Source organism: Andreprevotia sp. IGB-42, assembly GCF_009848685.1.
In the GTDB taxonomy this organism is placed as follows: Bacteria; Pseudomonadota; Gammaproteobacteria; order Burkholderiales; family Chitinibacteraceae; genus Andreprevotia.
On sequence record NZ_WXTX01000003.1, the window covers coordinates 262689 to 283176 of the forward strand.

The 20488-nt window shown below is 62.1% G+C and carries 21 protein-coding genes; 2 read left to right on the forward strand and 19 right to left on the reverse strand.

Annotated elements, in window-relative coordinates; all coding sequences use genetic code 11:
• Positions 1–22: 22 nt before the first annotated feature.
• From IGB42_RS06195 to IGB42_RS06275, 17 genes are all read right to left on the reverse strand, one after another.
• The gene (locus tag IGB42_RS06195; RefSeq protein ID WP_159668537.1) at positions 23–391 is read right to left on the reverse strand and encodes a gamma-glutamylcyclotransferase; all 369 of its coding nucleotides are present in this window, start codon (positions 389–391) and stop codon (positions 23–25) included.
• Positions 388–1656 (reverse strand): chitinase N-terminal domain-containing protein, encoded by a 1269-nt coding sequence (locus IGB42_RS06200; RefSeq protein ID WP_159668540.1) that lies wholly within the window; start codon positions 1654–1656, stop codon positions 388–390. Before IGB42_RS06200 ends, IGB42_RS06195 begins: the two co-directional genes overlap by 4 nt.
• A gap of 175 nt (positions 1657–1831) precedes the next feature.
• Positions 1832–3529: a single-stranded-DNA-specific exonuclease RecJ gene (gene recJ / locus IGB42_RS06205; RefSeq protein ID WP_159668544.1), complete on the reverse strand. Its 1698-nt coding sequence runs from the start codon at positions 3527–3529 to the stop codon at positions 1832–1834.
• Position 3530: 1 nt separating this feature from the next.
• The gene (locus IGB42_RS06210; RefSeq protein ID WP_159668547.1) at positions 3531–4529 is read right to left on the reverse strand and encodes a hypothetical protein; all 999 of its coding nucleotides are present in this window, start codon (positions 4527–4529) and stop codon (positions 3531–3533) included.
• Positions 4530–4599: 70 nt separating this feature from the next.
• Positions 4600–5196 (reverse strand): hypothetical protein, encoded by a 597-nt coding sequence (locus IGB42_RS06215; RefSeq protein ID WP_201799841.1) that lies wholly within the window; start codon positions 5194–5196, stop codon positions 4600–4602.
• Between the two features lie 297 nt (positions 5197–5493).
• Complete coding sequence (scpB, locus tag IGB42_RS06220) at positions 5494–6063, reverse strand: SMC-Scp complex subunit ScpB (RefSeq protein ID WP_159668550.1); 570 nt, start codon at positions 6061–6063, stop codon at positions 5494–5496.
• Positions 6060–6905, reverse strand: coding sequence for a ScpA family protein (locus IGB42_RS06225; protein ID WP_159668553.1), 846 nt, complete (start codon positions 6903–6905; stop codon positions 6060–6062). Before IGB42_RS06225 ends, scpB begins: the two co-directional genes overlap by 4 nt.
• Positions 6902–7273 (reverse strand): hypothetical protein, encoded by a 372-nt coding sequence (locus tag IGB42_RS06230; protein ID WP_159668556.1) that lies wholly within the window; start codon positions 7271–7273, stop codon positions 6902–6904. Before IGB42_RS06230 ends, IGB42_RS06225 begins: the two co-directional genes overlap by 4 nt.
• Positions 7274–7422: 149 nt before the next feature.
• Positions 7423–8625: a tryptophan--tRNA ligase gene (locus IGB42_RS06235; RefSeq protein ID WP_159668559.1), complete on the reverse strand. Its 1203-nt coding sequence runs from the start codon at positions 8623–8625 to the stop codon at positions 7423–7425.
• A 40-nt stretch (positions 8626–8665) separates the two neighbouring features.
• Positions 8666–9319, reverse strand: coding sequence for a site-2 protease family protein (locus IGB42_RS06240; protein ID WP_159668562.1), 654 nt, complete (start codon positions 9317–9319; stop codon positions 8666–8668).
• A gap of 26 nt (positions 9320–9345) precedes the next feature.
• Positions 9346–9969: an L-threonylcarbamoyladenylate synthase gene (locus IGB42_RS06245; protein ID WP_159668565.1), complete on the reverse strand. Its 624-nt coding sequence runs from the start codon at positions 9967–9969 to the stop codon at positions 9346–9348.
• Between the two features lie 18 nt (positions 9970–9987).
• Positions 9988–10518 carry a dihydrofolate reductase family protein gene (locus IGB42_RS06250; protein WP_159668568.1) on the reverse strand — a complete coding sequence of 177 codons (531 nt, stop codon included), beginning with the start codon at positions 10516–10518 and terminating at the stop codon, positions 9988–9990.
• Entirely contained in the window at positions 10515–11357 is an 843-nt protein-coding gene (locus IGB42_RS06255; RefSeq protein WP_159668571.1) for a 3',5'-nucleoside bisphosphate phosphatase, read from the reverse strand. Before IGB42_RS06255 ends, IGB42_RS06250 begins: the two co-directional genes overlap by 4 nt.
• Positions 11354–11689, reverse strand: coding sequence for a SemiSWEET transporter (locus IGB42_RS06260; RefSeq protein ID WP_159668574.1), 336 nt, complete (start codon positions 11687–11689; stop codon positions 11354–11356). Before IGB42_RS06260 ends, IGB42_RS06255 begins: the two co-directional genes overlap by 4 nt.
• A complete protein-coding gene (cysM, locus tag IGB42_RS06265; protein ID WP_159668577.1) occupies positions 11686–12603 on the reverse strand; it encodes a cysteine synthase CysM in 918 nt (305 codons plus the stop codon). The genes IGB42_RS06260 and cysM overlap by 4 nt, the downstream gene beginning before the upstream one ends.
• A gap of 101 nt (positions 12604–12704) precedes the next feature.
• The gene (locus IGB42_RS06270; RefSeq protein WP_159668580.1) at positions 12705–13286 is read right to left on the reverse strand and encodes a hypothetical protein; all 582 of its coding nucleotides are present in this window, start codon (positions 13284–13286) and stop codon (positions 12705–12707) included.
• Positions 13287–13392: 106 nt separating this feature from the next.
• Positions 13393–14328, reverse strand: a complete 936-nt coding sequence (locus IGB42_RS06275) for an NADP-dependent oxidoreductase (RefSeq protein ID WP_159668583.1) — start codon at positions 14326–14328, stop codon at positions 13393–13395.
• 352 nt (positions 14329–14680) lie between these two features.
• Between IGB42_RS06275 and IGB42_RS06280 the strand changes: the two genes are divergently transcribed.
• On the forward strand, positions 14681–15103 hold the full coding sequence (locus tag IGB42_RS06280; RefSeq protein ID WP_201799842.1) for a GFA family protein: 423 nt from the start codon (positions 14681–14683) through the stop codon (positions 15101–15103).
• 160 nt (positions 15104–15263) lie between these two features.
• Complete coding sequence (locus IGB42_RS06285; protein WP_159668590.1) at positions 15264–16001, forward strand: DUF899 family protein; 738 nt, start codon at positions 15264–15266, stop codon at positions 15999–16001.
• Between the two features lie 132 nt (positions 16002–16133).
• Here the strand turns inward: IGB42_RS06285 and IGB42_RS06290 are convergent, their stop codons facing one another.
• Positions 16134–17507 carry an esterase-like activity of phytase family protein gene (locus IGB42_RS06290; RefSeq protein WP_159668593.1) on the reverse strand — a complete coding sequence of 458 codons (1374 nt, stop codon included), beginning with the start codon at positions 17505–17507 and terminating at the stop codon, positions 16134–16136.
• Between the two features lie 111 nt (positions 17508–17618).
• On the reverse strand, positions 17619–20354 hold the full coding sequence (locus IGB42_RS06295) for a M16 family metallopeptidase (RefSeq protein WP_159668596.1): 2736 nt from the start codon (positions 20352–20354) through the stop codon (positions 17619–17621).
• Positions 20355–20488 lie beyond the last annotated feature (134 nt).

A 20488-nucleotide genomic window follows, 5' to 3' on the forward strand; every position in this document is an offset into this window, starting at 1 on the left:
GCTGACACGATGGGTGCTGCGCTCAGATTGCTGTCCTCTCTTCCAGATACACCCCTGCTGCCAGCAGTTTGCCCTGCGGGGCCGGATGGAAATATGCCCAGGCGACCGCCTGATCGCCGCTGGCGAGCTGCACGGTAATTTCCCGACGGCAATAATCGTCCGGATGTTGCTCGAGCACATCCAGCCGCAGCAAGCCGGCATCGCTCACCGCATACAGCTCGCCCTCGACCGGATATAGCGCCAGATCATCGGACAAGAACGGGTAGCTCACCGCGTACAGCGCATAACGTGCCGTGGTGTGCGCATGCCCGAGGAAATGCGCACCCTCCAGCCAGTGATGATTGCTATAGCCACGCTTGAGCGTGCCATAGACAAATACCTGCCGGGTCATTGCCGGCTCAGCGTATCGCCCTTGGGCTGGCTGGCCGCCGCCTCTGCTTCATCCGGCGAAAAACCGGTGCTTTCCGTGCAGACTTCCCCCTGGCAAACGCGCACCGCCAAATCCCCGGCAAGATCCAGCCTTGCGACGCGCCCTTCACCACACCAGCTGGCCACGCGGGTTTTGGGCGTGATCGCATCAGGCGCCATGCATTCGCGAATCGCTGTTTGCACCTTGCCGAATGCTGCGCCGGATTCAGGATCAAGCCATTGCCAATGGCCGGGTTTCTTGCTGCTGGCATAGCGCGGCAGACTCCAGCCCACCACCCAGCCGTCCACGGTAGTGGCTTGCAGTGCCAGATTGGGCGGCAGCGGCGTGCTGTTGGGGATGATGACTTCCACATTGCCGGCCGCACTCTCTGCGCAATCGAGCGCGGTACACAGTTTGATGCTCAGCGCATGCTTGCCCGGCATCAGGCCGGCCACACTCACGCGGCCGGACTGGCTATGCGCATCGCTCACCTCGAACGCTGCAGATTCCAGCAGCACGGCACCGTTATCCAGCACCTGCCAGTAGCGCCCCGGGTTGCCCCACCACATGTTCCACGCCAGATCGATGGCTTCGCCAGTGGTCACGCTGGGCAACCAGTCGATCTGTGGCGCATCCGGCTTGTTGCCCTCGGCATCCGCGCCTTGGCCTGCCACCCAGGTTTGCCCGCTGATGCTGGTACATGCCGGTTTGTCGCTGCGCTTGCCCTGCGGGGTGATGGTATTGCACAAGCGCACCAGCAGTGCGTGCCGACCGGCGGTCAACTCATCGATGGTGGCCACGCCACTCTGGGTCGCCATGATCTTGACGCCGCCCACACCCCCATCGGCCAGCGGCCGTTGGGTAAAGTCCTGGCTGCGCAGCCGCATCACGCCGTTATCCCAGACTTCCCAGTATTCGGCGGTGGTGCCGTAGCCCATGTCCCAGCCGATCTTCACGCTATTGCCGGCCAGCTTTTCCGGGATTGCATCCATGGTGGGTTTCATCGGTGCATCCGCCACCATCGATGTGGCAGGGATGCTTTCACCGAAGTCGGTCGGCTTCAATTGCTTGGGATCGGACGGATTGGGTTCCGCCACCTGTGGCGGCGCCACCGTCTGGCAATCGAGCATGCCGTGCTGCGCCGGCTTGCAGACGCGATCACCCAGCGCTTCCGCCTCTGTAGGGGTCAGCAAGGCTGCGTGGGCAGCACCCGCAAGCAGCATGCCCGGCAAGATCATCCAGCGCATTGTCGTCCTCTCTTTTTATATCGCCACGGTCAGCGCCGATGCGCCGCCATGGCTTGTCGATATGCTGACTGTACACTGCGCAGATGACTGCTGGCAGCACGTTGGCATTAAGTCGTACCCGCCACGGCAAAAAACACCGCCGCGCTTGCCCGTGCAGTCCAGCCAGCGGGGTGCTTCACGCCGCCTTGTCGTCGCAATAATCGATCAGCAACTGCAATGCGCGCTCGCCGCGGAATTCATTGATGCCAAGGCTGTACACCGCGCGGATGGTGGCGGGCAGCGGATCGGCATGTTGGAAACGCATTGCGGCGATCTGCTGGCCAAACTCGTTGGCAAGCTTCAGCCGCAGGTGGCGCTCGCCCACGATGCGCTGCTCCAGCACGCGGAAAGTGCCCTCGAAGCGTGGCGCCGGGAAGCCCTGCCCCCATACCTGCGACTCGATGCGCTCGGCGGTGGCAAAGCTGAGCGCATCCGCTGGCAATTCGCCATCCGTCTCGATCACGTGCGTAAGTGCGGCTTCGTCCATCAACTCGCGGCACACGGCTTCGAATGCACGCTGGAAGCGGGCGAAGTCCGCGCTGCGCAAGCTCAGGCCGGCGGCCATTGCATGCCCCCCAAACTTCGCGATCAGATCGGGGTGGCGCTTGGATACCAGATCAAGCGCATCGCGCAGGTGCAGGCCGGGAATAGAGCGCCCCGAGCCCTTGATTTCATCCTCGCCGCCATCGGCAAACACGATGGTGGGCCGATGGAATTTGTCCTTCACCCGCGATGCCACGATGCCCACCACGCCCTGGTGCCAGTCGGCGCGGTACAGCGCAATGCTGAAGCAATCATCGACCGCAATCGACAACAGCGCGGTTTCGGCTTCCTCGCGCATGCCGGCTTCGATCTCGCGGCGTGCGCGGTTCATCTGGTCCAGCTCGCGCGCCAGCGGCATTGCCGCCTCTTCGCTGCCGGACAGCAGGCAGGCAATGCCTAGGCTCATGTCATCGAGCCGGCCTGCGGCATTGAGCCGCGGGCCCAGCGTGAAGCCCAGGTCAAAGCAACTGGCCTTGGCGGCATTGCGCCCCGCAGCGGTAAACAACGCGGCCACGCCGGGGCTGGCGCGGCCGGCGCGCATGCGCTTCAAGCCCTGCTCGACCAGGATGCGGTTATTGCTGTCCAGCCTGACCACATCGGCCACCGTGCCCAGCGCAACCAGATCCAGCAGCACGGCAAGGTTGGGTTCGGCCTGGCCGGCAAAAGCATCGCGACGGCGCAGCTCGGCGCGCAATGCCAGCAACACGTAGAACATCACGCCGCAGCCAGCCAGGTTCTTGCTGGGGAAGGTGCAGCCTGGCTGGTTGGGGTTGACGATCAGGCAATCGGGCAAGGTATCGCCGGGCAAATGGTGATCGGTCACCAGCACCTCGATGCCGCGCGCCTTCGCCGCTGCCACACCAGCCACGCTGGCAATGCCGTTATCCACCGTCACGATCAGGTCTGGCGATTTCTGTGCTGCCAGTGCCACGATTTCCGGCGTCAGCCCGTAGCCATATTCAAAGCGGTTGGGCACCACGAAATCGACGGTGGCGCCCAGCATGCCCAGGCCCTTCATCGCCACGGAACACGCGGTAGCGCCATCCGCATCGTAGTCGGCCACGATCAGGATGCGCTCGCTCGCGGCAATGGCATCGGCAAGGCGGATTGCCGCCGCAGCGGCGCCCTTCATCTGGTCGGGCGGAATCAGGTGCTTGAGTTCGTGCTCCAGCTCGGTGGGCGATGCAATGCCGCGTGCGGCATACAGCCGCGCTTCCAGCGCCGACAGCCCGGATGCCATCAGTTGCCGGTTCAATTCTGCCGGCACGTTGCGGCTGCGTATCATCGACATGTCAAATCTCCCACGGCCAGCGGTTGCCACGCCAGAAATGCCATAGCTGGCCTTTGGTCACCGTGACATCACGCCCCAGTTCCGGAAAACTCAGCCGCAGGCTGGCCAGCCTGCCCGATTGCAGCATGGCAAGCGCCGGCGCCAGCCAATCGGTTTCCAGTTGCTGCCAGCCGGCGTACCAGGCCTGCGCATCACCATACAGCGCACCGCTACGCAGCTGCGGCAGCAGCACATAGGCATCCTGCTGCACATCCGCGATGGATGCCGGCAATGGCTGCACCGCTGCACCAGCCATCTGCGTCAATGCCGCCAGCACCGCATCATCGGCGTAAACCCGTGCTTGCGGGGCTACAGCCCGCGCTGCAGGCGGAAACATGCCGCCACCCCAGGGCCACACGCTGTTGACCGCGGTTTTGCCCGCTGCCACCCGCGCATCATTCACCTTGTGGCCGTACATGCACATCTGCATTTCATTGAGCAACTTGTGCCAACGTAGCGCTGTGGCGCCTTGCGGCAGCAGGCTATCGATATCGCGGCCCAGCGCATCGTCGAACGGCGTGAACAGCAGGTGCGGATCGGCGGGCAGGCGCAGATACCAGCGATACGGCGTGGCCGCCAGAAAACGGAAACCGTCTTCGGCAAAGATGTGGTTGAGGCCATCACACAGGCCATCCGCTTCTGCCTGCGTAAGTTCGAACGCGCGTGAGTCGAGCATCACCAGTTGATCGCGGTCCGGCCGCAGGTGCACGGGATCGGCACGCAGCCAGTAACCGGCCTCCTCGGCAGGGGCATCCAGTTGCAGCGTCAGCGGCGCCACAGCCAGTTCGGCGACGGCAAAATCACGCGCCAGTACTGCATGGGGGGTGGCAGGCGCAGACCTGCGCGCAGCACCACGGCCCAGCAAGCGGTTCAGCGCCGGGGCAGCCAGCACCTTGACGATGGCAGCACGTGTTGCATGATCGGGCCAGTCTGCGTGGGGGATGACAAGATGAAGGTTCATGCCGCGCATTTTACCGCAGCCACCCGGTCACCCCTCAACGAAACATCTGTCTAACATTCACCGACCGGGTTCAGATGCCGCCGCTTGCCGTTTCGCCTTGCGACAACCACTCCACATTGGCCTTGCGACCGATCACAACGGCCACCAGCAGCGCGCCGCATGTCGCCAAGGACAGCAGGCTGGCAAAAATCAGCAGTATCTGTGAATAAGGCAGCACCTGGTTCCACGAGCGGGCAATACCCAGGAAAGCGGCAAAAAGCCAGCACGTTGCCGATACACCGCCCATTACTGCCAGCTTGGCGCGATCAGGCAATGGCAGATCCACAAATGCAATGCGCCTTTGCAGATGTGGAAACGCCACCGAATGCAATAGCCAGCCGTTGGCAGTCAATGCAATCACCACCGTCACTTTCATCCATAGCTTGGGGTTATCGAGGTAATGCATGCCATCCTGAATACAGCCCAAAGCAATCAACGCCGCACCGGTAATCCAGAGTATGCCCAATGTAAATGAAGCGGTGCCCTGCGTGGTACGGATATAGGCCAGCCGCGGGCCATCCAGCGCTTTCTCGCGCCAGTGCCACAAGCGCCGGTCCGCTTTCAGCACGGCTGCCAGTGCAATACAGGTGGTGAGCAAATGGATATAAACCACGATCAATTTCAACATGCCGCCAATCTCCTCTTCCATCATCTTTTTTGACGGTAACGATGAACGGTGTAGGACCGCTTCGCGCCGCATTTTTTGAATTACCCGAGCAGGTTTGGTGGACCAGACGAAATAAGCGGCAAATTGCTGCATTGCAGTAATTTACGTCACCCAAACATGGTCAAGCAGATGGATTCTAGCGCAATGGCACAATTGCACACTTCAATGCTGACGGCCGTCAGCAAGCTGTTGCTACGATCAGACAAACGCCTGATACAAAAGAAAATTCTTATAAATTCACATAGCCCTGCAAATGGCTTATTCCGTCGCTGTTTCAGGCAAGACCAGCCCCTGCAATTCCATCAGCGGCGGCAATTCGCCCAGCTTTGCCAGGCCCAGGTCATCAAGGAATTGCGCGGTGGTGCCCAGCAGTTCCGGCCGGCCCGGCACATCCTTGTGGCCCAGCACCTCCAGCCAGCCGCGCTCTTTCAAGGTCTGCACGATGGCGCTCGATACCGTCACCCCGCGGATTTCCTCGATCTCGCCACGCGTTACCGGCTGGCGGTAGGCCACGATGGCCAGCGTTTCCATCACCGCGCGCGAATAGCGCGGCGGCTTTTCCGGCTGCAGCCGGTCCAGGTAGGGCTGCATTTCCAGCCGCGCGCGGAAACGCCAGCCGGAGGCCAGCCGCACCAGTTCCACGCCCTTGCCGCCCCACTCGCCCTGCAGCGCTTCCAGCTGATCATTGAGTACGCTGGCCGGCGGCTCGTCGGCAAACAGCCGCTTGAGGGTGATCACCGGTAACGCATCCTGCGCGGTGAGCAACGCGGTTTCGATCACCTTGCGGATATGTGCAAGCTCGCGGTCGGTATATTTGGCGTCACTCATGGCAGCGGAATGGCTTCAATGGATTCTTCGGCGCTCGTCAGCCGCACGTAGATGGGTACGAAGCCCTCATCCTGGCTGACGATGATGTATTTTTCCTTCACCAGTTCGAGCACCGCACTGAAGGTAACCACCAGCAGCGGTACCCCCTGCGTGAGGTCGAACAGCGTTTCGAAGCGTGCAAAGCGGCCGTCTTTCAACAGCTTCAGAATCGACGACATCTGCTCGCGTACCGATAGCGCGCTGGTGGCAATCTTGTGGTGCTGGTTGCGCTTGGCGCGTGCCAGGATGGCCTGCCACGCGGCGCGCAGATCGGCCGCTTTCACTTCCGGCAATTGCACGATCATGTCGCGCTCGAACAGCACCGCCACCAGCTGGAAATCACGCCCGGCCTGCGGCAGCTGATCCAGCTCGAACGCGGCCAGCTTGATCTGCTCGTATTCGAGCAGGCGGCGCACCAGCTCGGCACGCGGATCGTGCTCGTCATCCTGCGCGTGGGTAGGGCGCGGCAGCAGCAGCCGCGATTTGATCTCGATCAGCACCGCCGCCATCAGCAGGTATTCGGCGGCGAGTTCCAGCTGGCTGGTTTTCATCGCCTCCACGTACACCATGTACTGACGGGTGACCTCCGCCATGGGGATATCGAGGATATCGAGATTCTGCTTGCGGATCAGGTAGAGCAGCAGGTCCAGCGGGCCCTCGAAAGATTCGAGCAGTACCCGCAGGGCATCGGGCGGGATATACAGGTCGAGGGGCAGCTCGCTGACCGGCTCGCCCAGCACATGGGCAAGGATGGCCGGCACCGCCGGGCTGGCTTCAGCCAGCGGCTCGGCCAGTTCGCTCATGCGTCGTTGCGGTCATCGTCGGCCCAGCGCCCGGGCAGTGGCCCCCGCTTGGCGCGGCTGCGCTCCGGAATGGCCGGCAGGCGGGCAACCAGCAGCAGCAACCCCCACAGCATCAGCAGCACCGGGATCAGCACGCTCCAGCCGGCACCAGTGCGCTCGTGCACGAAAGTGAGCACGCCACCAGCGATCAGCAGCGGGCCGGTCACGATGCTGGAGCGGTTGATACCCTCCACGGCCAGCACGCCAAGGCCAGCCGCAATCAGGCCGAAAATGACGATCCAGTTGGCTTCGGGCAGCAAATGCAGTTCACTGACCAGCCAACCGGCGCCGACCACGATCAGGGCAATCGGAAACAAGGTGTCACGCATCACGTACTCCTGGAAATGCCGGTGTCAAACATGACTGGATGGTAAAGCGGCGCCGACGCAGCGAACAGGCATTATTAACCGGCGCGCGCCGGGGGCGCCATTGCAGCACCCCCGGCCCGTATCGCATCCATACCGGATCAATGCGGGGATCAGTTGTAACCCAGCCCCATCGCCTCGCGCACGTCGCGCATGGTTTCGCGCGCCAGCTCGCGCGCGCGCTCACAGCCATCAGCCACGATGTTCTTGATCAGCGTCGGGTCTTCCAGGTAGGGCTGCGCACGTTCGAACATCGGCTTCTGCTCTGCAAGCACCGCTTCGATTACCGGTGTCTTGCACTCTATACAGCCGATACCGGCGGTCTTGCAGCCTTCTACCACCCAGTTGCGGGTGCTGTCGTCCGAATACACCTGGTGCAGCTGCCATACCGGGCATTTTTCCGGATCACCCGGATCGTTGCGGCGCACGCGTGCCGGGTCGGTCGGCATCACCTTGATTTTCTTGGCGACGGTATCGGCGTCTTCACGCAGCGAAATCGTGTTGCCATAGGACTTGGACATCTTCTGCCCATCCAGCCCCGGCATGCGCGATGCGGCAGTCAGCAGCGGCTGGCATTCCGGCAGGATCATCTTGCCGCCGCCTTCCAAGTAGCCAAACAGGCGCTCGGTATCACCGTGGCTGAGATTCTGCGCGTCAGCCAGCAATGCACGGCCGGCTTCCAGCGCTTCCACATCACCACCCTGCTGATAGCGCGTGCGCAGCTCCTGGTAAAGCTTGCCCTTCTTGCCACCCATTTTCTTGATCGCAGCCTGGGCCTTGTCTTCAAAACCCACTTCCTTGCCGTACAGGTGGTTGAAGCGCCGGGCAATTTCACGGGTGATTTCCAGATGCGGCACCTGATCCTCGCCCACCGGCACCAGATTGCCGCGATACAGCAGGATGTCTGCGCTCATCAGCACCGGGTAGCCCAGGAAGCCGTACATGCCCAGATCCTTGTGCGACAGCTTGTCGATCTGGTCCTTGTAGGTGGGCACGCGCTCGAGCCACGACAGCGGCGTCATCATCGACAGCAACAGGTGCAGCTCAGCGTGCTCGGGCACGCGGCTCTGGATGAAGATCGCCGATTGTGCCGGGTCCACCCCGGCGGCCACCCAGTCGATCACCATGTCCCACACGCTTTTCTCGATGATGCTCACATCGTCATAGCTGGTGGTAAGCGCATGCCAGTCGGCCACCATGAACAGGCACTCGTATTCGCTTTGCAGCTTGACCCAGTTCTTCAGTACGCCGTGATAGTGACCGAGGTGCAGCTTGCCGGTCGGGCGCATGCCGGAGAGAACGCGATCGGGGAACATGGTGTTAATCCTTGATTATTTCTTGTAAGTAGTATGAGGTTCAGCCCAGCAACCAGGCCAGTGGCGTTGCGGCAATCTGCAAGAGCGGCGACATGATGACTTCCAGCACCCCGGTTGCCAATAGTGCCAACAGTATAAAGAAGCCATACGGTTCTATGCGCGATAACGCAACAGCCTGTTTGTAAGGCAGCAACGACATCAATATCTTGCTGCCATCCAGCGGTGGCAGGGGCAACAGGTTGAGCACCATCAGCGACAGATTGATGGAAACACCGGCCTGCCCCATCTTCACCATTGCCTGCTGCAATTCAAACCCGTCCATCGAAATCGCGAGACGGATCAACAAAACCCAGATCACCGCCATCACGAAGTTCGAGGCAGGCCCTGCTGCCGCTACCCACATGCCGTCCCGTTTGGGATTGCGTAAACGACCGAAATTCACCGGCACCGGCTTCGCGTAGCCAAACAGGAACCCACCAACGGCCAGCAAAAACAGCGGCAACGCAACGGTTCCGATCGGATCGATATGCCTGAGCGGATTGAGCGAAATGCGGCCCATTTTCCAGGCGGTATCGTCGCCGAAATAACGTGCCACATAACCGTGTGCAGCTTCATGCACGGTAATGGCAAAAATCACCGGCAGCGCCCAGATGCACACAGTCTGGATGAAAGTACTCAGGTCAAAACCACCCATATTGCTTCCTGTTTCAGTGTTCGGGGTCAAAGGCCGAATGGCGCGAGCGAGCCACAGCCCTGACGCAATACATGCGGGTAATCTTCGGACAGATCCACCACCGTGGTGGGGTCCACACCACAGAAGCCGCCGTCGATCACCAGATCAACCTCATGCTCCAGCCGCTCGCGGATGCTCCACGCATCGGTCAGCGGGTCGGTTTCATCGGGCAGCAACAGCGTGCTCGACAGCAAAGGCTCACCCAGCTCTTCCAGCAACGCCAGCACCACCGGGTGATCGGGCACGCGCAGGCCGACGGTCTGTTTCTTCGGGTGCCACACGCGGCGTGGCACATCCTTGGTGGCACGCAGGATGAAGGTATAGCTGCCGGGCGTGGCGGCCTTGAGCATGCGATAGGTGCGGTTATCCACCTGTGCGTACTGGCCAAGCTGCGACAGATCGTGGCAGACCAGCGTGAAATGGTGCTTGTCGTCCAGCTTGCGGATGCGCTTGATACGCTCGAGCGCGTCCTTGTTGTCCAGCTGGCAGCCCAGCGCATAACAGGAGTCGGTCGGGTAAACCACCAGCCCGCCCTTGCGGATGATCTCCACCGCCTGCTTGATCAGCCGGGCCTGCGGGGTTTCCGGGTGTATGGCAAAAAACTGCGACAAACGATGCCCCTCCGGGTTTCAGTCAGGTTTCAGGTAATGCAGCTGCACCAGGCCGTCCGGGTAGGCACGGCTGTCCGCCAGCTTGAGCCGCAGCGGCGGCAAACTGGAAAACAGCGGAATGCCCTCGCCCAGGATCACCGGTACCAGGGTCAGGATGATTTCATCCACCAGCCGTGCCTGCAGCCATTGCCGCGCGGTATTCGCACCGCCCACCAGCCACACTTTGCGGTGGCCAGCAGCCTGCAACTCGTCGAGCAGTTGCGCAGCCGGCACATCGGTGCAGAAGATATCGTCGCGGCCGGTGTTGATTTCCTTGTGCGTATACACATAAGACGGTTTGCCCGCATACGGCCAATCGCCCATGCCGGCCGCCTGCACGTAGGTGGAGCGCCCCATCACCAGCGCATCCACGCCGGCGTAGAAGGCGTTGTAGCCATAGTCCTCACCGTTTGCCGCCACTTGCGGCAACCAGTCCAGCCCGCCATCGCGGCCGGCAATCTGGCCATCCAGCGAGGTGGCGATGTACAAACTCACGAAGGGACGTGTCATGCGGCCTCCAGCCAGCGTTGCCATACGGGCGTACAGCCCATGGGCAGATCGGGATTCAGGCCAGGGTCGCGCGCGCCCTCGCCGGTTGCGTGAAAATCGGTACCGCTGGACGCCAGATAGCCGAACTCTTCGGCCAGCCGGCCAAATCGTGCCGCTTCGTGCACACCGTGCACGCCGGAAACGACCTCGATGGCCTCGCCCCCCAGCCGTTTGAACTCGGTCAGCAGCACGCGCATGGTTTCATTGCCCATATCGTAGCGCGCCGGATGGGCCAGCACCGCCACCCCGCCGGCCGCGCGTATCCAGTCCACTGCGTCGTGCAGGCGCGCCCATTCATGCTCCACGTAGCCGGGCTTGCCGCGGATCAGGAATTTGTGGAACACGCTCTTGGTATCCTTGGCGCGGCCGGTTTCCACCAGGAAGCGCGCAAAGTGCGTGCGGCTGAGGATTTCCGGGTTGTCCGCGTGCTTTTGCGCGCCTTCGAGCGCACCCTCTATGCCCACCTTGGCCAGCGAAGCACTCATGCGCTCTGCACGCTCGAAGCGGCCGGCGCGCACGGTCGACAGCCCTGCCACCATGGCCGGGTGATCACGATCGAACCCCAGGCCGACGATATGCAGGGTGTGCTTGCCCCAGCTGACCGATACCTCGACACCATTGATGAACTGTACGCCGCGCCGGGTGGCCTCATCCTCGGCATCGGCCAGGCCGCGTGTATCGTCGTGATCAGTCAGCGCCAGCATCTTGCAGCCGCGTTCGGCGGCCACGCGCACGACCTCGCGTGGCGGCAACAGGCCATCGGAAACATTGGAATGGCAATGCAGGTCTACCGGGGTCATGGCGCTCGGTCCGTTTCAAAAGTGTCTGCCACCCTGGCGGTGAGCTGCTGCATTTCCGCCTCCAGCAACCGGGCAGCGCGGTCAAAGCGCAACTTCATCAGCAGCACTGCGCTGGCCAGCAGCAGCGTGACGCCGTTGGCGACCATCACCGGCATGGCGCCGGCCAGCACACCATAAACCAGCCACAATGCCACACCGGTTACAAACAGCCCGTACATGCCCAGCGAAATATCCCGCGCCGAGCGCGTGCGCCACACCATCAGCACCTGCGGTACAAACGCCGCCGTGGTGCACACCCCGGCAGCCAGACCCAGCAGGTCGATCAGGGTCATGCCGGGAAGACGCCGGTGGACAGATAACGGTCGCCACGGTCGCAGACGATGGACACGATCACCGCATTCTCGACCTGCTTCGACAATTCAAGCGCCGCCGCCAGTGCGCCACCGGATGAAATACCGGCAAAAATGCCTTCTTCACGTGCCAGGCGCCGGGTCATTTCCTCGGCGTCCTGCTGGTTCACTTCCAGCACGCGGTCTATCTTGCTGAAATCGCAGATGCTGGGCACATACTCTGCCGGCCACTTGCGGATGCCGGGAATGCTGGCGCCATCCATCGGTTGCACACCGACGATTTCCACTGCGGGCTTCACTTCCTTCAGGTAGCGCCCGGTGCCCATGATGGTGCCGGTAGTGCCCATGCTGGAAACGAAATGCGTGATGGTGCCGGCGGTATCGCGCCAGATTTCCGGGCCGGTGGTTTCGTAATGCGCGAGCGGGTTATCCGGGTTGGCAAACTGATCGAGCACCGTGCCCTTGCCTTCTTTCACCATGGTTTCGGCCAGATCACGCGCTACTTCCATGCCCTCGACCAGGATCACCTCGGCACCAAACGCCTTCATGGTCTGCACGCGTTCCAGGCTGGAATTGGCCGGCATGATCAACACCATGCGGTAACCCATCATCGAAGCAGCCATGGCGAGCGCGATGCCGGTATTGCCACTGGTGGCCTCGATCAGCGTATCACCGGGCTTGATGGTGCCGCGCGCTTCGGCATGGCGGATCATGCTCAGCGCAGGCCGGTCTTTCACCGAACCCGCAGGATTGTTGCCTTCGAGCTTGACGAGGATGGTATTGGAAGTATTGCCGGGCAGACGCTTGAGCTTGACCAGCGGCGTGTTGCCCACAAAATCTTCCAGCGTCTTGAATTCGGGCACCGGCGGTGCGGAAACAGGGATAGGCGGATTCATGTGGCGGATTATACGCCGGGTAGACAAACGGCAGCGATTCACATCGCTGCCGTTGCAGTCATGCATCGGCAGCGCAGGCGGCTGCCGGCCACGCAATGTGCTTACTTGGCGGCAGGCACTTCAACCCAGACCGCAACCGCACGGCGGTAGCTGACCTGGATCTGGTCGCCCACTTCCACATCCTTGAGCAAGGCCTTGTTCTTCACCTTGGTGGTCACGATGCGGTTTTTCGGGCCCTTGACCTTCAGCAGGCCCTTTTGCTTGTCCACGCCCAGCACGTCAGCGGTGATGGTTTCAGTCTGCACCTTGGTGGTGGACGGGCTTTCACCTGCGCCAGCCTTGGTGGTGCCTTCACCTTCCACGCTCTTGCGGATACCGGCCTGGCCCTTGAGCAGCGCAACGGCAACAGCCTGGTTGACCTTCACCGAAACCACGTCGCCCACTTTGAGCTGGTCGAAGTTCTTTACCTTCTTGTCGATCTGCGCTTCGAGGATTTCGCCGTTGGGCTGCACCAGCGTAACCACGCGCGTAGCCGGATCGATCGATTCGATCTTGGCGGAGATCTTGGCGCCGTCGGCGACGGCGATCACTTCATCGGGTGCCTTGGCGGCATCGGCAGCGATGGCAGGTGCAGCGGCGAGCATGGCGGCCAGCAGTGCGGAAATGACAAACGGTTTGTGCATGTGTTACTCCAGTTGGGCAAAGATGATGAGCAGCCCTTACAAGATAGCCGCAAGTCATGACAGATGAAAGCTGCTGCTATCCCTTAGCGGCTGACAAGTACATTTGCTAGGGCTGCCCGACGTAGATGGCGATCTTGCCGATGGCCCGGCCGGATTCGGAATATTCGTGTGCCGCAGCCAGGTCCTTCAACGCGAATTCGGCGCCGACCACCGGGCGCAGGTGACCGTTATCCACCAATGCGGCCAACTCGGCCAATACCGCGGCATCGGGCTCGATGAATATGAAAGCGCTGCGCACGCCGTGCTGTGCAGCCAGTTCCGCCGACGGCGGGCTGTAGATGGATACAAGCAGGCCGCCGGGCTTGAGTACCGACCATGAATGCTGCTGCACTTCGCCCCCCAGCGTATCGAAGACCAGATCGATATCGCGCACCACCTCCTGGAAGGCGGTACTGCGGTAATCGATCACCTCGTCCGCGCCCAGGCTGGTCACCAGGTTCACATTGGCCGCGGAGGTGGTGGCAATCACATGCGCGCCACGTACCTTGGCCAGTTGCACTGCCAGCGATCCCACGCCGCCAGATGCCGCATGGATCAACACCCGCTGCCCTGCAGTCACCTTGCCCACCTTGATGATGGCATCCCACGCGGCAATACCCGCCAGCGGTAGCGATGCCGCTTCCACATGCGAAATGGTGCGGGGCTTGAGTGCGATTTCACTGGCGCGCACTGCCACGTATTCCGCGTAGGTGCCGTTGCGCTTGATGTCCGGGCGCGAGAACACCGCCTCGCCCACGGCAAACTGCGTGGCATTCTCGCCCACGGCCTCGATCACGCCGGATACATCCCAGCCCAGCGTCAGCGGCAATTCGTAGGGGATCATCTCTTTCAGATGCCCTTCGCGGATTTTCCAGTCCACCGGGTTGACCGAGGTGGCCACCACGCGGATCAGCACATCATCGGCACCGATTTCCGGCAGTACGGCTTCTTCCACCTGCAACACGCTGCGGTCACCATATTCATGTATGCGCACGGCTTTCATGGGTTTTCTCTCCTGAAGGGGCTTTGTTGCAGCTTAGAGCGCCCGGTGCCGGCACGCTGCCTACTTTGTAGCGGCCCGCGTTGTGCTTATTGCCCCTGCAAGACACGGCCGGCGCAGCTGGAGGCCCGCGCAAACACCGTCTTGTGCTGCCGCGGCATATAAACCAGCTACGCCAAAATCCGAGGGGAAAATGCACGCGCAATCGCGCCGCCGGTAAATCGACATGCCATCGGCTGCGCAGTAGCATCATCGTCACCCCCGGTTTCCTCAGGTAGCGATCATGCATCTGGAAGGTTCTTGCCATTGCGGCGCGGTTCACTTCAGCGTGGAGGCATCATCCCCGGTGCCTTTCATGCATTGCCACTGCAGCATCTGCCGCAAGACAGCCGGCGGCGGTGGCTATGCCATCAACCTGGGGGCAGACGCCACCACGCTGAAAGTGCGTGGCAAAAAACACCTGGCCATCTACCACGCGGTGATGCGCGAGCCGGGCAAGCGCGCCACCCGCTCGCCGGCGGAGCGGCATTTCTGCAGCCTGTGCGGCAGCGCACTGTGGTTGTGGGATCCACGCTGGCCCGAGCTGGTGCACCCGCACGCATCCGCGATCGATACCCCGCTACCCAGGCCGCCGGAGGTGGTCGAAGCGGCGCTGGCCTACGTGGCACCGTGGGTGGACGTGCCGGATGGCGCAGGCCATGTGCATTGCCAGAAGTGGCCGGACGAATCGCTGGCGGACTGGCATCGCCGCCACGGCTTGTTCTCGGGCAAGGATTGAACAGCGGATCAGTTGGCAACACGCCGCCTGGCCAGGCGATGGAACGCTGCGCGCCCCGGCCTCCTCGAACCGCCATCCCCTGCGTTCACGGCAGGCCGCGCGCCAAGGCCCATCTTGCGCTTTCACCCCACCGTTGCAAGCACCACCAAGGAGGTTTCCCATGAGTGACGCACCTGCATTGATACCCGCACATCAGCTGGCGCAATCGCCGCGCCGTTTTCCGGGTGAAAGCCCGGCCTACCGCGCCGCGCGCAATGCCTTGCTGGAACAGGAAATTGAACTGCGGCGGCAACTGGAACGTGTTGCTGCACAGCGGCGCACGATGCCGCCCGGTGGCGTGGTGCCGGAAGATTACCTGTTCCAGGGCGAGCACGGCCCCGTGCGGCTGTCGCAGCTGTTTGGCGATCACCCCACGCTGGTCGCCTACAACTGGATGTTCGGCCCCGGGCGGGAGCGGCCGTGCCCGATGTGCACCTGCCTGCTGGCCGCCTGGGATGGCGAAGCACCGGATATCCTGCAGCGGGTGGGCTTCGCGGTCATCGGCAGAGCTCCGATAGAGCGGCAGACCGCCTTCAAACGCGAACGTGGCTGGCTGCACCTGCCGCTGTATTCATCGGAAGGCAACCGCTTCAACCAAGATTACGCCGATGAACACCCGGATGGCGAAGACGTGCCGGCACTGAATGTATTCACCCGCGACGAAGACGGGGTGATCCGGCATTTCTGGGGAGAAGAAATGGCCATGTACACGGCCGACCCCGGCCAGGACCCACGTGGCGCGCCAGACCCGATGCCGCTGTGGAACCTCCTGGACCTCACACCGCAGGGCCGCGGTACCGGTTGGTATCCCAAGCTGGAGTACGCCAAGGCAACGGACGGCTGCGCGCACAGCAGCTGACAGGCACCCGGCAAGCCATGCCGGCCGGGCTACCCGATGACCTGGGCCGGCAGCAACGATTGATGGCGCAATTGACGCAATTGCTGGCTGAACCGGTGCGGCAAGCACCTGCCAGCCAGGCCGTGGTCGGGCTTATTTGGGGAAATAGGCCTTCAGCGGCTGCTTCAGGTGCAGCAGCCACAACTCGGTTGGCTCCTGGCTGGCCTTGAGCACGTAATTGCCACCACCAATCAATTTGCTGCCCTCGACGGTATTGTCTTCCGGGTCTTTCTCGCTGCCACCTTCCACGCTGGCCTTCAGGCCGAAATCGTTGTCGTTGATCACCGCGATGCCGCCCTCGAACAGCGCCAGGCCTTCGGATTTCTCCGGCTGCCAGCCCAGCTCACGCAGGTCCAGCACGCGCTGCTTGCGGATCAGCTTCACGGCCGCCAGCTCATCGGCTTTTGCGTATTCCAGCGCTTTGCCATCGGCGGTCTTGCGCTCGCTGATGTCGTCCGCACCGGCGATGTCGATCACGTACAGCACGTTGCGCAGCTTCTTGTCCGCACCCTTGCCCTGTTCGATCAGCAGCAGGTGCGTGTCGTCGATGGCAACGATATCGCCCAGCTTGGCATCACCGGTTTTCTTGTAGACATCCGCATCGATCGGGTAGGCAAACTGGCGCGTGGCGCCGCTGGCCGGGTCCAGCTCGACGATACGGGTAAAGCGCGCCAGGTTGCGCGTTTCACCATTCACGTCCAGCGTGGATTGCACCATCGCATACACCTTGCCATTGGGTGTGACGGCCACGCCCTCGAAGCCACGGTTGGGCTGGCGGTACCTGAGGATATCCGGCAGGCCCGCACCTGGCGCCAGCTTCTTGCTGACCTTGCCGGTTGCCGTTTCCACGTAGGCCAGGAAAGGGCCGTACTCATCCACCAGCCAGAGGTTGCCCGCCTTGTCCAGCGCCAGCCCTTCCGGATCGATACCGCGGGCGTTGTAGCCCAGCATGCCCAGCGTATCGGACAGCGCCACTTCACCAGTCGCGCCGGTGCTGCCAGGCGTCAGCGGCAGGCCGCTGGCTTTTTCGCCATCGATCAGCAAAGGCAGGCTGCGCACCACACTGACCCTGTCTGCCAGCTGCACGCGGATTTCCGCCAGCCTGGGTGCGTAATCCGGGCTGGGGAATACCTTGGCGATGCTGCTCTTGTCAGCGGCCCGGACCTTGGGCGCATCACCGTTGGGACCACGATCACCCACACCCCAGAAAATCAGGCTGCCGTCCTTGTCCACCTTGCGGAAAGCCAGGCCGGAACCCGGTGCATACGGAAATCCCGCCGGGAACGCGCTCTTGAATGCACCGCTGTACGCCACGTTTTCGCTTGCCGGCACCTGCAGCTCGTAGCGCTCCACCATGGCTACTGCCGCATGCTCGACCGGCTTGATCGAATACGGCTTGGCGGCCTGGGCTCCACCAGCGATCAGCACGAGGGCAGGCAGCAGTTTGAACGGGTTGGGAACGGACATGGCGTGGTGCTCTCGGAATGCTCGGAAAGCAGGCACTATAAAAACCGCAGATGAAAACTGCGTGACATGTCCGCGCACGCCAACGCGCAAACGGCCGCCGGCAAAATCGTGCTACTTGCCGGCCAGCAGGCCTTTCAGTCCGTCATCGCCCCAGAACTTCTCGCAACCACGCGTGGCAAGGTAGCTGCCATCGATCCCCAGCCAGCGGCGCGCCGCTGCCTGCATGCTGTCCTGTGTGATGATCTGGTCGAAATCCGGCCATGGTGCGGACCGCTCCGGCATGTAGCGCCACTGGAAGGCAAGCATGCGTGCGTAGGCGCCCGGCTCCTGCTGTGCGTCGGCCACGCTGCGATGCATGCGTTGCCGGGCGGCGATAACTTCCGCCTCGGTCACACCCTCCTGCTGCAGCCGCTGCATTTCGCCCAGCACCCTGGTCGCCAGGGTGCGGCATTGCGAAACCGGCCCGGTATGAAATACCGACAGCACCATGCCGCGTTGCTGGCTCACGTCATCCCCGGCAAGCAGCGTGTAGGCATGGCCACTGTCAAAGCGCAGCGCGGACAGCAGCCGTTGCTGCATGATGTCGGCCAGCGCGCCGGCCTGCCAGGAAGCAACTGCGTCCACAGCCTGCGGTTGCACGAAGCGCCAGTTGAAGCGCGCTTCACTGTCGCTGCCGTAGCTGGCCACATGCGCACCGGTAGCCGGTGATGCCTTGACGGGCAGCAAGGCCGGGCGGGCAGTGTCCGCAGTCAGGCTACCCAGGTAGCGCGCAACCAGCGGTGCCACAATAGCCGGATCGGCAACCCCCGTCAGCGTGACCCTGATCGCGGCCGGATTGCCGAACAACGCGCGTTGCGCATCGGCAATCTGCCGGGTGGTCAGCGCTTTAAGGTCAGATTCCTCCCAGTTGCGCCATGGCCAGTTTTCGCCAAAGGCCTGCATATCGGCATGATCAACACGCAGCTGCATCTTGTTCGCCACGTTGCCAACTGCCGCATAGCGTGCGCCGGTATCCTCCGGCAGTGGCTGCATGTGCAGGTTGAGCAATTGCAGCGCGGTTTCCAGTTCGGCCGGCGCGGTATTGCCCTGATAGCCGTGCGTATCCGTGTTCACGTTGAGCACAAGACTGACCGATGTAGTGACCAGCACATCGTCCAGTTGCAGGCGAGTCAGCTTGCCCGCACCAACCCTGACGTCATAACCGGACAACGCTGCGCCGGCCAGCCGCAAGTCTTTCGGCAATGCATCCAGCCCGCCGATGCCGATCGCGGCGATACCGATCATTTCATTACTGTTGCGCGGCGCCTGCCAGCGCACCTGCATGCCATTGCCCAGCGTCCAGATGCCGCCACCGGGAAGGAGGTCTGTTTTGACGATGTGCCCGGGTTCGGGCAAGACCGCCATCAATTTTGCCGCTTTGAGCTGCCTGTGGCCGCCAGCCAGCGTGGCGATGCGTACCCTGTTTTCAATCGCGCTGATATCGCTATCGGTGACGACGCCAAAATCAGCCGCAGCATCATCCACCGAGTGCAAGGCGGTAACCAGTTGCGCGGCATGCATCAGCGTTGCGTCCAGCAATTGTTTTTCGCGCTCTGCATCCAGCAGGGGCAAATAGCGTTTGAAGCGGGCCAGGCTTTGCGCTGGCGTATCGGCGACCACACCAGACCCGGCAGACGCTGCCAATGCCTGCGCACGCGCTGCCTGCTGCTGCGGCTGGCGAACCTGGGTTTCGAGCAGGCCGGTCAGCACGCGCTGTGCTTCGGCCACCTCCTCGCTGGAAAAACCGATGCGCCGTGCACGCTCGATTTCGGTTCTGAGCGCTTCCAGCGCCGCCAATGTCTGCCCGGGCTTGGGGTCCACTTGCAGGCCACGCAACTGCGCATGCGACACATTGTTATCGCTCATCCAGCGCGGATTGTCGAAACTGGCAAAGGTCTGGCTTTGCAAACGGCGTTGCAGCAAGACCAGCAGCAACTGGTGTTGCCAATCACGCTGCATGCCGGCCTCGGTGGCGATGCCGTCCCAGTATTCGATCCAGTACCAGCCCACTTGCGAACGCTGAAGCGCGCGTGCCTGGTCATTGGTAAAGAGTGCTGTCCCTTTTTGCGGTACCGCCACCGGCCACGGAGCGGGCAATGGCCCCGCAGCCACGCCGGCAAATTGGGCCCGCACCAGTTCTTCCACCTGAGCCGGTTCGATATCGCCAACCACGATCATGGTCATGCGCGGTGCCACATAATTGCGGCGGTAAAACGCCGCCACCCGGTCCAGCGGCAAGCCATTGATCGACGCTTCCTCGCCGATCGGCATGCGGTTGCTATATTCGCGCTCCGGATAGATCGCGTCGCTCCAGTCCATGAGGAGGCGTGTGTCGGCAGAGCGCAAGCGCATTTCGTCCTGCACGATACGACGCTCCAGCGCCAGATCTACCGCATGGAATGTCACCCCGCCGGCCCAATCCGCCATCAACTGCACGCCTTGCTGCAGCCCATCCTTGCCGGTGGACAGCATATAGGTGGTGTCTTCCCACGATGTCCACGCATTGCTGTCATTGCCCCAGCGCATGCCCTGACTATTGAGGAAACGGTTGATCTCGCCCTCGCCAAAGTGTGTGGTGCGGCGGAATGCCATATGCTCCACCAGATGGGCGATACCGCGCTCATCGTCCAGCTCATCGCGCGAGCCGGTTTTCACTACCAGGCGCAATTCCACCTTGCCGGCAGGATTGGCATTGTGTTCGATCACATAGTGCAGGCCATTTTCCAGTTGGCCCGATTTCTGGTCGTCGGTAGCGAATGCAAAAATACTGGCAAGGCAGAGCGTGGCTGCAAGTACATAGCGAAGCATGGATATCCCTGATGTGCAATTGCCCGTGCATGAACACAGTTCGACATAAAATGTCAACACATCATAAACCAGATGGCAAGCAATAAGTAAGCACAAAATGGTGCAAGCGCATGGCAGCTGCGCCAGCAGCATGA